Consider the following 12,911-nt stretch of genomic DNA (forward strand, 5'->3'; position numbering starts at 1 on the left):
CCGGCCTGCCCGGGGCCTGCCCGGGCCCTGTGCGGGCCCTGTGCGGGTCCTACGCGGCCGCCGCCCGGTCGTAATCGGTCAGGAACCGGCGCACCTCGGGCACCGCGACGTGCCGGCGCAGCCGTCCCGCGGTGTCCGCGAGCATGCTCCGGATCCGGGCCGAACCGACGGCGTCGAACAGCGCGACGGCGGCCGAGCCGTGGTGCGCCGCGCCCGCCAGGTCCCCGCGGCCGAGCCGGTCGTGGGCCAGCTCGGCGGTGTACAGCACCCGGTTGCGGACGAAGTGCGGCTCCTGGAGCGTTATCGCCAGCACGGCCTGCTCGCTGGCGCGGTCCCAGTCGCCGAGCGCCGACCAGCACTGCGACTGGAGCCCGGCGATCTCGGCCTCGCCGAAGAAGGACATCCACTCCGGGTCCCGCGCACCGGGGCCCCGGTCGAACAGGGCGTACGCCCGGCCGAGGGCGCGCTCGCAGGAGGCGCGGTCCTGGAGCAGGGCCCAGGCACCGGCCTCGCGCATGGTCAGCAGGGCGAGCAGCCGCTCGGAGTCCAGCTCCCGGGCGGCGACCTGCCCGGCCTGGGCGGCGCGCAGCGCCTCGCGCGGGCGGCCGGCGTCCCGGGCGAGGAAGGCGCTGTTGCAGAAGACGTGCGCCTCCAGGCCGGAGTCCCCGGCCATCCGGGCGGTGGCGAGCGCCTCGGAGTAGAACGAGCGGGCGTCCGCGAGACGGTTCGAGTCATGGGCCAACCAGCCGACGGAGATGGCGAGTTCACCCGCCCCGGCCTGGAGTCGGCGCTCCGTCTCGGCGCTGTACTCGCACTCGTTGAGCAACACGTAGGCGTTGCGCAGCGACCGCCCGGCGAGCTCGTACAGGGCGTCGGCGCCGTGCGCGTCGTCGGCCAGCCGGATCTCCCGGACGGCCTGTTCGACGCCGAACACCTCGGCGGCGCCGACCCGGCGCGACGGCGCCACCGGCCCGGGGCGGCCGGGCACCAGCGGTTCGCCGCCGAGTAGCGACGGTGCGGTGAACTCCGCACCGGGGAAGGCGCCTCGGCCGGTGAGCGCACCGGAGGCGCCGTCGGCACCGGCCTGCCGGCCGGCGGCCGATGCGGGTCGGTCGATGCCGATCACGGCGGCCAGCGCGGTGGTGCCGCCGGCCAGGAACGTACGGCGACGCACGTCGTCGTTCTCCTCGTCGAGATAGGGCGATCCATCGAGCCCCCGGGGCGCCGTCCCGGGACTCGGCCACGGGGGCCCGTCCGGAGCGGCTGGATCCGCGTACGGCGAGGCAGCGTACGGGAGTTGAGTGGAGAGTGGTGAGCGCGGGGCGGGCGGGGGCGGGAACGTCGGGTGGAGCGGAGGCGGTTCGCTCCACCCGCCGGATCCGGCCACCGGGCGGCGGCGGACGGAGGTCCGGGGGGCGAAGCCGAGGTCGGTGAGCGTGCGGTCCGGCCACATGTGCCGGAACACCCGCTCGTAGGCGTAGTTGGGGCAGCGGATCTCACCGGATTCGACCCGTCCGACGTAGCGGGCGTCGCAGGACACGTGCTCGCCGATCTCGCGGGCGGCCCTGCGGACGGCCGTGGCGAACTCGCCGGGTGAACGGTCGCCGCGCAGTGCGCGCATCACGGGGTTGGGGGACGGTCGGTTCGGCTCGGCCGGTGGGGTGGCTGCCATGGCGCCGAGAGTACTCGGAGTCACCGAGCGGCCACATTCGGTTGGCTGGACATTCAATGTCAATACAGGGCAAAAGGGGCGATGTTGCTGGGTATCCGCCATGAAATGCCATGCCTTGCTGTAATGCGCCCCGTGGCCTGCGGCGCTGGCCCCGCGTTGTCCTGGTACGCGGAAAAAGCCCATGCCGTCGCCCCGGCCCGTCCCAGCCCGGCGGCCCCGCCCAACGGCTGTGCTTCCGGACCGACGAGGTACAGGAGAGCCCATGATGGCCACCGGACTGCCGCAGTACCGACCCGTCCGCGGGGGAGTGCTCGCCGGCGCGGCTCCCGCCCTGCTCCCCGAACCCGCCGACGACCGGCACTCCGGCCGGGGACCGGTCGAGGGCGGCCGCACCCCCTGCGGCGGCCGCCGGCGCGAGCGCACGACCCCCGACGAGGGGACCTCCGTCACCGCCTGCGACACCGTGACCGTCGCCCTGCGGCACGGCCTGGAAGCCGTCGACATCCTGAGACTGCGCCGCGCCTGCGGAGCCGTCCTGCAGAGCCGCAACGGCAGCACCGTCTCCTTCCTCGTCCCGGCCGGCACCTGGGAGACCTGGCACCTGCCCGGCAGCTCCTGTACCGCGGGCGCGCTCGTGCCCGCCACCACCGACCCGCGCTGGGTGATCCCGCCCTCCGGCGCCGGCCGCACCGCCCGCCCCACCGACGCCTGGGTGCTCCGCTCCGCCCTCTGCGAGGCCGCCTGCACGCTCACCGCAGGCGGCCTCGGCCCGTTCTAGCGGGCGTGCCGCGCGGATCCCGCCGGGCCCCCAACCTCCGGCCGGGTCCCCGGGGCACGCCCCTGACCTGTGGGTGTTCCACCCCGACGGCGATAATGGCCGGTATGGGACGAAGCAGCAGAGCCGCGCGCGGCCCGGAACCGGCGGCCACCACCGGACCGGACGGACGCACCCACGCCCAGGGCCCGCTCAGCCGCCCCGTCGGCTCCGGCCTCGCCGAACTGCGCCCCGACCGCGACCGCCCCGCCGCCTGGTCGCTGCTGATCGACGGCGCCCCGCAGTCCCTGGTCGACCTCGCCGACCCCACCCACCTCGGCTTCGAGTACCAGCGCCGGCTCGGCCACCTGATCGACCTGGTGGCCCCGCCCGGCCGCCCGCTCACCGTCCTGCACCTCGGCGGCGGCGCCCTCACCCTGGCCCGCTACACCGCCGCGACCCGGCCGCGCTCCCGCCAGCAGGTCGCCGAGATCGACACCGCGCTCACCGAACTCGTCCGCGCCGAACTCCCCCTGGACCGCGGCTGGCAGATCAAGGTGCGCGGCGCGGACGCCCGCAGCGTGCTGGAACGCACTCCCGAGGACAGCGTCGACCTGGTGATCACCGACGTCTTCTCCGGGGCCCGCACCCCCGCCCACTGCACCACCGTCGAGTTCACCACCCTCGCCGCCCGGGCCCTCGCCCCCGGCGGCTGGTACGCCGCCAACATCGCCGACGGCGGCGCCCTGCCCTTCGCCCGCTCCCAGGTCGCCACCCTCGGCGCGGTCTTCCCCGAGCTGTGCCTGATCGCCGACCCCGCCGTGCTGCGCGGCAAGCGCTTCGGCAACCTCGTCCTGGCCGCCGCCCACACCCCCCTCCCGGTCGCCGACCTCACCCGCCGCGCCGCCTCGGACTCCGCCCACGCCCGGGTCGAACACGGCCGCGCCCTCACCGACTTCGCGGCCGGAGCCGTTCCGGCGACGGACGCCACGGCGGCCCCGTCCCCGGAACCGCCGCCGGGGGTGTTCCGCTGACGGCCGCGGTCCGGCGCGTCCAGCGGTGAACCCCGGCAGCGCCGTGCCGCCCGCCGCAAAACCGTTGGCGGACGACCGGATCGCGGCCGACAATGGCGCTGCCGTCCGGCCACCGACCCGAGGGGGCGCCATGGAGATCAGACCGGCCCGGCCGGACGAGGCCGCGCTGCTCACCGGCATCGCCCTGCGGTCCAAGGCGTACTGGGGCTACGACGAGGCGTTCATGGCCGCCTGCCGGGCGGAGCTGACCGTGGACGCCGGCGTGATCGAGCGGTCGGCCACGGTGGTGGCCGAGCACGGCGGGCGGGTGCTGGGGTTCGTCTCGCTCTCCGGCGCCCCGCCGACCGGGTCGCTGGACCAGCTGTTCGTCGAGCCGGAGTCGATCGGCCGAGGCGTCGGCCGCGCGCTGTTCGAGCAGGCCCGGGGCCTGGCCGTGGAGCTCGGCCTGCGCCGGCTCATCATCGACTCCGACCCGAACGCCGAGCCGTTCTACCTCGCGATGGGTGCCACCCGGATCGGCAGCGTCCCGTCCGGCTCGATCCCGGGACGCGAACTCCCGCTGCTGGTCCTGGACCTGGCCGCGCCATAGGCGGGCTGCCGCTGCCGCTGCCATTGTCCCGGCCCGCGCCCGGCGGCGGGAGGCGCCTCGGCGGCCCCAGGACGCGCGCAGCCCGACGCCGCGGCTCGACCGACCCGGGACCGTTCGCTGCCGGAGCGGCACCGAGTCCCGGGCCTTCGGTCTTCGGCCGGGCGGTGCCCCCGCCCGTGCCTCGCGATGCGCGTACCCCGGCGTCGGCCCGCTCGTTCTCCGGGCGGACGCCGGGAGTTCGAGTTCAGTGCCCGCGTGGCAGCCCGCGGTGCTTCCACATGGCCGCCCCGGTGAGCAGCAGCCCGGCGGCGATGGGGGCGAGGACGGCGGTCGCGGTGGCGGAGCCGTCATGGGAGGTGGCCGCCGTGGCGGTGTCGGCGATGGCCACCGCCGCGGGCGTCCGGCCGAGGCCGGCTCCGGCGGGGGCCGTGGAGTCCGCCGGCCGGTCGGACTCGGCGGGGGGTCCTGCCTGGTCGACGGTTGTGGCCGTCGCCTCCTGGACCAGCGCTCCCTCCGCGGCCTGGCGCTGCCGGGGAACGGCGGGAAGGGTGCCGTCGGGTCGGCGGCGGGCGGCGGAGGACAGGCCGGCGGGTCCGCCCTCGCGGGAGGCGCGGGGGTCGTCGGGCCGGGCCTGGGCGGGGAGGGTGTCGAGGAGGCCGGATGCGAGCGCGAAGGCGTCGGGGACGGCCGCCCGTTGGCCGGGCAGGGGAAGGCCGCCGGCCCGGATGCGTTCCTGGAGGGTGCCGCCGACCACGCCGACCGCTCCGGTGGTCCCGTCGGTCGGGCCGTTGCCGGCCGGTTCCCCGGCGGCCCCGGGGGAGCGGTCCGGCAGGCCGCCCGCCGACGGTCTGCCGGCCGAGGGTCCGGACCCGACGGGACGTTCGGCTGACTGCCCGTCGAGGGCGGGTCCGTCGAGCACCGGCCGGTCGAGTGCCGGGGCGCCGTGCAGCGCGCGCCGGACGGCGGGCCGGGCCGGGTCCGGCGGTGGGTCGGCGGCGGCCGCGTACGCCCCGGGGGCGCCGACTCCCCAGAGCTGCGTGAGCAGGGCTCCTGCGGCGGCGACGACCCGGGGGCGGGGCAGCCACCGGGCGATCCCGCGGCGGGCACCGGCGCCGCCGCGAGGGGCGGGTTCCTGGGGCTTGGTCGCGTGATTGGCTCGCACGTGAATCGAGAACGAGCGGCCGGGTGGTGAGGTCACGCCCACCGTCACGGACGGTCATCGCGCGGGTGGCCCCGGGGCCGGCGCTCCCGGGGCCAACGGCCGGGTGGTGGTCAGGAGTTGGGGCGCAGGGTCCAGGTGACCGTCATCACGCCGGTGACGGCGCCGTCGGCGCGGGTGATCTCGACGGTGACCGGGAACTCGGGGCGGCCGCCGGCGTCCAGCTCGGCGACGATCTCGGCGGCCGGGCGGCCGAGCACGGCGGTGGCGGTGACGTCGCCCATGGCGAGCTTCTTGTACGCGATCTCGGCGTTCACGGCGAGCGGCACGGCCCGGGACAGCTGGTCGCCGAAGGCGGCGAGCACGATGCAGCCACTGGCGGACTCGGCCAGCGTGAACATCGCGCCGGCGTGCGGGCCGCCGACGTGGTTGTGGTACGCGGGCTGGTCCGGCAGGCGGAGCACGGCCCGCTCCGGGGTGGTCTCCAGGTAGTCCAGGTTGAGGGTGTGCGCCATCGGCACGGTGTCGTCGAGCAGCTTGCCGATCGTGGGTGTGGTCATGGCGACGATGTTACTAGCCGGTAGCTTCTGGCGGCAGGGGGTCGGCCGGAAAGTCGACGAGGCGGGCACGTGTGAGGGAGCGCACATCCGGGTGGGGGGCGTGCAACTGAGGCCGTGCACAGCTGAGGGAATGCGAAAACGCCTGAGGGGCCGATCTCTTGAAGAGATCGGCCCCTCAGGCTCTGGGGTGAGTGACGGGACTCGAACCCGCGGCCACCTGGACCACAACCAGGTGCTCTACCAACTGAGCTACACCCACCATCTGTCCGGTCCGTTCGCGCTCTCGCGTTCCCGTTCCGACAGGAAGAACTCTACAGGATCCGAGAGGGTGCTCGCGCCAGGGTTTCGATCCGGCCGACGCGGGCACCTTCTCCGACCCTGCAGCGGGGTTCCGCCGGGCCGTTCCGGGAGCGGCCCGGACCGGCGGCCCCGGGTTCAGCTCGCCGGGGACCGGTACTTCCCGGCGATCGCCCGCGCCGTGTCGGCGTCCGGGCCGGGCTGCGGGACGAACACCGCCTCGCGGTAGTACCGCAGTTCGTCGATGCTCTCCCGGATGTCGGCGAGCGCCCGGTGGTTGCCGCCCTTCGGCGGGCTGTTGTAGTACGCCTTCGGGTACCAGCGGCGGGCCAGCTCCTTGATCGAGGAGACGTCCACGATCCGGTAGTGCAGGTGCTTCTCCAGAGCCGGCATGTCCCGGGCCAGGAAGCCGCGGTCGGTGGCCACCGAGTTGCCGCAGAGCGGGGTCCTCCCCGCCTCCGGTACGTGCTCGCGCACATAGGCGAGCACCCGCTCCTCGGCCTCGGCCAGGGTCACGCCCTGCTCCAGCTCCTCCAGCAGCCCGGAGGCGGTGTGCATCTCGCGCACCACCTCGGGCATGTTCGCCAGCGCCTCCGCCGGCGGCCGGATGATGACGTCCACGCCCTCGCCGAGGATGTTCAGCTCGGAGTCCGTCACCAGCACCGCGACCTCGACCAGGGCGTCCCGGTCGAGGTCGAGGCCGGTCATTTCACAGTCGATCCATACCAAACGGTCATTCACACAACTCACCCTACGGCGCGATCACGCGCCGCGGGGACCGGTGGAGCCGAGCGGGGTGCCTCGGCCTGGTGATCCTCCGGCCCGTCGTGCGTACCGGGGCCGTCCGGGTGCTCGCCCTCCCGGCCGGCCCGGACCGCATGGCCGTCCCGTCCGGCCCGGACCTCGCGCGCCGCCCGGGCGCCCTCGGCCGAGGGCCGGCCGGCCGCCTGGCCGCGGACCTGCGGAGCCCGGGCCTGGCGACCGCGGAGCTCACCCGGCCCGGAGCCCGGCTGCCCGGCCGGGGCCGGCATCCGTCCCGAGGGCGCGCCGTGACCGCGCCCGGCCGCACCCGGCTCGTCCGCGGGCCGCTCGGCCGCGCTCCGGTGCCCCTGGCCCTGACCGCGGACCCCCGGCTGCGGGAGACCGTCCTCCGCCGCCGCGTGCTCCGCGGTGCGCGGCGGACGTCCGGTCCCCGCCCCCGGTCCGGCCTGCGCCGGAACCACCGGCGGCCGCAGCGGACCGCGCCCTGCCGCACCCTGCTGCCCGGGGTGCGACTGCTGCGCGGCCTGCTGGTGCGGGTACGGCTGACCGGCCCGGACGTGGAAGGGCTGGCCGGTCGGCGTCCCGACCTGGCCCGGACCGAACCCGCCGGGCTGGCCGTGCGCTCCCGGCTGCCCGTGACCGATCTGCTGCCCCTGCTGGCCGTGCGGCACCGGTTGCCCGTGCTGCCCGACCGCGAGCGGCGCTCCCGGACCGGCCGGGAACGGCTGCGCCGACGGCACACCGTGCGCCCCGCCGAACAGCGGCCCACCCGCCGGCGCGACCGCGCCCGCCGGGTGCGGCAGCGCTCCGGGCAGCCGCAGGTCGCCGAGCGCACCGGCCGGCGCGCTCGGCTGCTGACCGGGACGGCGGGCCCGGTAGCTGGTCCGGTACGCGGCCGGGGAGACCCCGAGCTGGCGCCGGAAGTGCCCGCGCAGCGCCACCGGCGAACGGAACCCGCACCGGCGCGCGACATCGTCCACCGACAGCTCCGAGGTCTCCAGCAGCCGCTGTGCCTGGAGCACCCGCTGGGTGATCAGCCACTGCAACGGCGCGCTGCCGGTGAGCGTGCGGAACCGCCGGTCGAAGGTGCGCCGGCTCATGTACGCGCGAGCCGCCAGCACCTCGACGTCGAACTGCTGGTTGAGGTTCTCCAGCGCCCACGTGACCACCTCGGCCAGCGGGTCGTTGCCGATCTCCTCCGGTAAAGACTGATCGATGTACTGGGCCTGTCCTCCGCCGCCGCGGCGGCTCGGCACCACCAGGCGGCGGGCCAGCGCGTTGGCCGCCTCGGCGCCGTGGTCGCTGCGCACCACGTGCAGGCACAGGTCGATGCCGGCGGCGGTGCCGGCGGAGGTCAGCACGTCGCCGTCGTCGACGAACAGCTCGCGCGGGTCGACGTGGACCCGCGGGTAGCGCTTGGCCAGCGTCGGCGCGTACATCCAGTGGGTGGTCGCCGGGCGGCCGTCGAGCAGACCGGCGGCGGCCAGCACGAAGGCGCCGGTGCAGAGCCCGATGATCCGGGCGCCCTCGTGGTGGGCCTTGCGCAGGGCGGTGATCGCCTCGACCGGCGGCGGCTGGGAGATCGAGCGCCAGGCCGGAACGACGATCGTGCCGGCCCGGGCGAGCGCCTCCAGGCCGTACGGGGCGGAGAGGGTCAGGCCGCCGGTGGTGGCCAGCGGCCCCTCCTCGCCGGCGCAGACCAGCAGGCGGTAGCGGGGTACCCCGGCGTCCTGACGGTCCACGCCGAAGACGGAGAGCGGGATGGAGCTCTCGAAGATCGGGGCACCGCCGAAGATCAGCACGGCGACGGTCTCCCGGCGGCGCCGGCCGGACAGCTTGCGCGGGGCGGAGGACGTCATCGGGGTCGGGGAGCCGTTCGCGCCGGGCCCGCCGTGGCCCAGCGGGCCGTGGCCGTGGCCGGAGCCGAGGGCGAGGCCGCCGAGCGGACCGCCGCCCGGGCCGGCGGCGGGGGCGCCGTTCAGGCCCGGGGTGCCGCCGCCGTAGCCGGGGTGGCCGGAATGACCGGGGTGGCCGGCGTGGCCGGGATGGCCTCCGTACTGGCCGGGATGGGCGAGGTGCCCGGGGTGGCCGGAATAGCCCGGGTGCTCGCCGCCGTAGGACTGGCCAGGACTGACGGGTCCTCGGCTGACGGGCTGTCCGCCGAACGACGACTGTCCGCCGAAGGCGGGCTGGCCTCCGTAGGGGGACTGGATCCCGTAGGGCGTCGCCACGCCGTGGTCCGCGGCGGTCGGCGTCGCACCGGGACCGCCGCCGGCGCCCGCCCCGGGGGAGGGCACCGTGGAGTACGAGGAGTGCGAAGCGGCGCCCTGGGGGCCGGAGGTGCGGGTGGTGGCGATCGCGGTGGTGCCAGTGCCTCTCGCGGACCGACCCGCGCCGCCGGCCGCCGCCTGGCCGCTGTCAGGACCCGCGTCGCTCCTGCTCACCCTGCTCAAGGCGCTCAAGCCCCCTCGGTGGTGTGGTGTGGGTGGTGCGGCACTGCTGGCCAAGATCGAAATCTATCGGGTGGACCATTGCCGTTGTGACAAGTTCACCATCCGACGCTATGTCGACATGGCAATTTGGCGTGATGCATTCGATCACGAAGCGTGGCACCCGTCGACCTTTCTGGGAAGAGGGCCGGGGCAACGGTGGCTGGTTGTCGCGGGACGGTTCCTGGGGCGTCCGGCTCCGGTGCGCCCGGCCGGCTGGTCTGGGCTGCGGATTTGCCCAAGCGGGAGGGATCGGCGCGAAATTGACCGAAAATCGGCGGTGCACGAGGGGGCGCACGGGGAGAAGTCGTGCGCCTCCCAGGCTTCATCCGGCCAAGCCCAGAACGGGGGAACCGGGAACCGGACCGCCGGGTTACGGTCCTGCCGTGAACACCAGCAGCCGGCTCGAACGGGCCAACGACAACGCCGCCGCCTTCTGGCTCGCCCAAGCCCGCGTCCACGGCTGGCAGTCCCGCACCCGCCCGGGGCTGACCGCGGTCCGGTGCGCCCGGACCCCGGACGACGCGCACCGCATCGTGGTGACCCGCCCCTACGGCGAACCGGCCTCCTTGGCGCAGGAGTTGGCGGACCTGATGGCCGAGTGGTCGACCATACGCTGCACCGTGGAGGACCCGTACGGCGGGCTCGACCTCACCGGCCTCGGGGCCACCCGGATGCCGCTCATGCCGGTGATGGTCCGGGACCCAGGACCGGTCGAAGGCGCGACCGCCGTCCTGCCCGCGGTCTCGGAGGCGCGCGGAGGCGGGGTCCTGACGGTGGATGAGGCGCGGGACGGCGACGGCTTCGCCATGGTCGAGCGGGCCATCGTGGAAGGCTTCCCGCTGCCCGCCCGACAGCCCTGGGTCCGGGGCGGAGCCCTCCCGGAGCAACTGCTGGACGTGCCCGGCTGGCGGGGCTGGCTCGGCCACGTCGACGGCGCGGTGGCGGGCACCTGCCTCACCTATGACGACGGCCGGGCCACCGGCGTGTACTGGGTCGCCACCCTGCCCGACCGGCGCGGCCGGGGCGTGGCCGGCGCCGTCCTCCGGACCGCGCTGGCCCACGCACACCCGGACCGCCCGGCCACCCTGGTCGCCACCTCGCTCGGCGAACCGCTCTACCGCAAGCTCGGCTTCGTCGAGCAGGCCCGCACCTGCTGGTGGACCCGCACGTCGACGGAGCCGGTGGGGTAGCCGGAGTGGGGCGGTGGGCGGTGGCTGCCGGGTGCCGGCCGCCGGGTGCCGGGCGGCGGGCAAGGGCGCGGTGGCGCTGGGGTGCGGCGGGGACGGCGGGGATGTGAAGGGGGCGGCCGGGCGCTACTGGGCGGCCGCCACGGCGGCTGCGGACGCGGTGGTCGCCGAGCGCGATGCGGAAGATGCGGACGATGCCGTGCCGGGCGCAACGGTGAGGGCGACCGGGGCGGGTGCGGCGCCGTCGAGCCTCGGGCGGACGGTCGTGGCTGCGGTCGTGGCTCTGGCCGTCGCTGTGGCCGTCGCTGTGATCGGTGCGGGGCGGCGGCCGTCCGAGGCCGGGCCCGGTCTGCCGGCCGCACGGGTCCCGGAGTCCGCTCCGGTGTCCGTGCGGGCCTCGGCGATCACGGCAAACCCGCCTGATCGGTTTCGGACACCGGGCCCGCCCGCGGGGGCGGGCTCGCCGGCCGGCCCGGTCGTTGCGGAAACGGATGCGCTCGGGCCGTCCAGGGCGGCCATCGCGGGACGTGCGCCGGACCGTGCGCCGACCAGCGCCGTCGTGTAGCCCGGCATCCCCGCCGCCGTCTTCCGGAGCGGCCCGTCGGAGCGGACGCCCGGTCGGGGCGAGGGCGCGTTCCGTGCGGCGAGGACCTGGCCGACCGCCTCCGGCAGGCCGGCCGCCTTCAGCGTCGGCCGGTAGCCGCTCTCCGCCCACGGCCGCCCGTGGTGCAGCCAGACGCTGCGCAGCCCGGTCAGTTCGGCACCGGCGATGTCGGCGGGTGCGTGGTCCCCGATCATCCAGGTGTGTTCGGCCCAGTCCCCGGTGGGTGCGATGCCGCACCGTTGGGCGGCCATCTCGAAGATCAGCGGGTCCGGTTTGACGCAGTCGGCCTCCTCGGAGATGACCCAGCCGTCGACCAGCGGGCCCAGTCCGGTCCGCCGGATCTTCTCCAGCTGCGGCCGGGTGCCGCCGTTGCTGACGATCCCGAGCGTCCACCCGGCCGCCCGGGCGGCTCGCAGCGCCTCGATGTGCCTGGGCGGGCAGTGGATATGGGAGTTGATGCCGCGTCGGTAGTGGGCAATCAGGAAGTCGGCGGAGACGTCCAGCCCGTAGCGGCGCCGGACCGCCGACAGTACGGTGCTGCGCGGAACGTATCCGCCGCCGTCGAGGGTGACGAACCACTCGAGGTCGCCCGGCGGGAGATCGTGTTCGGACAGGAAGTCCTGCGCCCAGGCCCGGTAGGCGGCGTCCCGGGGCAACAGGGTGTTGTCGAGGTCGAACAGGAGCAGGGGCATGCCAAGCATGGTGCCAGCGGCCGAGCCTATGCACCTGGCAAATGCCAGACGGCGTCGCGAAGCCGTACGGAGTGGCCGAAACGGCCTCCGTACGCCTGCGGCGGGCGATGACGCGCGGGCTGTCCGGGGCTGTTGGGGCAGGTCGGACGTCACGGTTCGCGACGCGCCGCAACGGATCGTCGCCGATCCATGACAGTCCGGTCACGGTGTCCCGTGGGGCTGTTGCGCCGCCCGGTCCGCTCAGTCAAGCTCCAGGGAACCTCCTTTCCGGAGGGGGCGCGATCGTCTGTGGGCGGGGCGCACTGCCCCGGCGGGCGCATCCCCCTTTCGCGGGAACAACGTCGCTCAGGGGCTTCCTCGCTGGGCGGGGCCCCAGGCCCGTCGTACTCTGAAAGGAACAGGTCCATACGGTGTTGCGCGGCGCAGACCGACGTCATCCCGTGGGCGGGCCTGCTGCCCGGGCAGCGTTGTTCTCCTCTCCTGTCGGCCCCTCTCCATCGAAGAGCCGTGAGCCATGGCTGGTTTTGAGCCTCCCCGACCGGTCGAACCGGACACGCCCCGCAGCGTGGGCCCGGCGGGCGGGTCTGCCTGCGACCGTCCCGACGGACCGGCCGAAGTCCGCGCCGACCGGCACGGTGACGACGGCCGTGATCGCCGCAGTGGCCGCCTCGGTGAGGGCCGCGAAGGCGGTCCCGACGGCGACCGTGACGACGGCCGCGACGGTGGCCACGGCGACGGTCGCCGGGACGGCGGCGCGGGCGGGTCTGTCGGCCCGCGAGCCGATGGACGAGCCGATGAACGAGTCGATGAACGAGTCGATGGACGAGCTGACGCGCGCGCCGAAGCCCCGGGCCGCGTCCCGGGCGTACGGACGGGACGCGAGCGAGCCGACGCCGCCGAGGAATCCGAGGCGGCCGGAGCGGCCCGTGCGGTCCAGCCGATCGGCGTGGCCCGGCCGACCGATGTGGCCCGGCCGGCAGAGCCAGGGGAGTCCGGCCCGGGGCGTGACGGCCCGCCGGGCTTCGCGCGCGCTCTGCGCGGCCTCGCCCGTCGGGGCAGCCTCGCCCGCCGTGAGCGCCAGGGGCCCCGCCAGCGGCGTGGCGAACCCC

General features: G+C 75.6%; 10 protein-coding genes, 1 tRNA gene and 1 pseudogene. 4 read left to right on the plus strand and 8 right to left on the minus strand.

Annotated elements, in window-relative coordinates; genetic code table 11:
• Positions 1-49 precede the first annotated feature (49 nt).
• Positions 50-1,672, minus strand: coding sequence for a tetratricopeptide repeat protein (locus tag ACIQOV_RS07345; RefSeq protein WP_401045930.1), 1,623 nt, complete (start codon positions 1,670-1,672; stop codon positions 50-52).
• 262 nt (positions 1,673-1,934) lie between these two features.
• On the opposite strand from ACIQOV_RS07345, the gene ACIQOV_RS07350 reads away from it, so the two are divergent.
• From ACIQOV_RS07350 to ACIQOV_RS07360, 3 genes are all read left to right on the plus strand, one after another.
• Positions 1,935-2,450, plus strand: a complete 516-nt coding sequence (locus ACIQOV_RS07350) for a hypothetical protein (protein WP_401045933.1) — start codon at positions 1,935-1,937, stop codon at positions 2,448-2,450.
• A gap of 104 nt (positions 2,451-2,554) precedes the next feature.
• Entirely contained in the window at positions 2,555-3,460 is a 906-nt protein-coding gene (locus ACIQOV_RS07355; protein WP_359908982.1) for a fused MFS/spermidine synthase, read from the plus strand.
• Between the two features lie 130 nt (positions 3,461-3,590).
• Complete coding sequence (locus ACIQOV_RS07360) at positions 3,591-4,049, plus strand: GNAT family N-acetyltransferase (protein WP_401045935.1); 459 nt, start codon at positions 3,591-3,593, stop codon at positions 4,047-4,049.
• A 244-nt stretch (positions 4,050-4,293) separates the two neighbouring features.
• Here ACIQOV_RS07360 and ACIQOV_RS07365 read toward each other — a convergent pair whose 3' ends face one another.
• The 5 genes and pseudogenes from ACIQOV_RS07365 to ACIQOV_RS07385 all read right to left on the minus strand — a co-directional run.
• Positions 4,294-5,211 carry a hypothetical protein gene (locus tag ACIQOV_RS07365; protein WP_401045938.1) on the minus strand — a complete coding sequence of 306 codons (918 nt, stop codon included), beginning with the start codon at positions 5,209-5,211 and terminating at the stop codon, positions 4,294-4,296.
• A gap of 110 nt (positions 5,212-5,321) precedes the next feature.
• The gene (locus ACIQOV_RS07370; RefSeq protein ID WP_359908975.1) at positions 5,322-5,768 is read right to left on the minus strand and encodes a DUF4442 domain-containing protein; all 447 of its coding nucleotides are present in this window, start codon (positions 5,766-5,768) and stop codon (positions 5,322-5,324) included.
• Between the two features lie 183 nt (positions 5,769-5,951).
• Positions 5,952-6,027, minus strand: a tRNA-His gene (locus ACIQOV_RS07375).
• Positions 6,028-6,203: 176 nt separating this feature from the next.
• The gene (gene orn, locus ACIQOV_RS07380) at positions 6,204-6,806 is read right to left on the minus strand and encodes an oligoribonuclease (protein ID WP_401045941.1); all 603 of its coding nucleotides are present in this window, start codon (positions 6,804-6,806) and stop codon (positions 6,204-6,206) included.
• 638 nt (positions 6,807-7,444) lie between these two features.
• Positions 7,445-8,686 (minus strand): annotated as a pseudogene (locus tag ACIQOV_RS07385) (helix-turn-helix domain-containing protein); the annotation flags it as partial.
• Between the two features lie 1,016 nt (positions 8,687-9,702).
• On the opposite strand from ACIQOV_RS07385, the gene ACIQOV_RS07390 reads away from it, so the two are divergent.
• Positions 9,703-10,509: a GNAT family N-acetyltransferase gene (locus ACIQOV_RS07390; RefSeq protein WP_401045944.1), complete on the plus strand. Its 807-nt coding sequence runs from the start codon at positions 9,703-9,705 to the stop codon at positions 10,507-10,509.
• A gap of 123 nt (positions 10,510-10,632) precedes the next feature.
• On the opposite strand, the gene ACIQOV_RS07395 is transcribed toward ACIQOV_RS07390, so the two are convergent.
• Both ACIQOV_RS07395 and ACIQOV_RS07400 read right to left on the minus strand, forming a co-directional pair.
• Positions 10,633-11,802: an HAD-IA family hydrolase gene (locus ACIQOV_RS07395; protein WP_401045947.1), complete on the minus strand. Its 1,170-nt coding sequence runs from the start codon at positions 11,800-11,802 to the stop codon at positions 10,633-10,635.
• Between the two features lie 433 nt (positions 11,803-12,235).
• A partial coding sequence (locus ACIQOV_RS07400; protein WP_401045951.1) for a hypothetical protein occupies positions 12,236-12,911 on the minus strand: 676 nt, incomplete at its 5' end.

This window comes from Kitasatospora sp. NPDC091257, from assembly GCF_044757675.1.
Taxonomy (GTDB): domain Bacteria; phylum Actinomycetota; class Actinomycetes; order Streptomycetales; family Streptomycetaceae; genus Kitasatospora; species Kitasatospora lactacystinica.

Bases quoted from the DNA above. Each gene is read 5' to 3' on its own strand.
- ACIQOV_RS07370 (WP_359908975.1), bottom strand. From the start codon at position 5,768: ATGACCACACCCACGATCGGCAAGCTGCTCGACGACACCGTGCCGATG.
- ACIQOV_RS07345 (WP_401045930.1), bottom strand. From the start codon at position 1,672: ATGGCAGCCACCCCACCGGCCGAGCCGAACCGACCGTCCCCCAACCCC.
- ACIQOV_RS07350 (WP_401045933.1), top strand. From the start codon at position 1,935: ATGATGGCCACCGGACTGCCGCAGTACCGACCCGTCCGCGGGGGAGTG.
- ACIQOV_RS07360 (WP_401045935.1), top strand. From the start codon at position 3,591: ATGGAGATCAGACCGGCCCGGCCGGACGAGGCCGCGCTGCTCACCGGC.
- ACIQOV_RS07395 (WP_401045947.1), bottom strand. From the start codon at position 11,802: ATGCCCCTGCTCCTGTTCGACCTCGACAACACCCTGTTGCCCCGGGAC.
- ACIQOV_RS07355 (WP_359908982.1), top strand. From the start codon at position 2,555: ATGGGACGAAGCAGCAGAGCCGCGCGCGGCCCGGAACCGGCGGCCACC.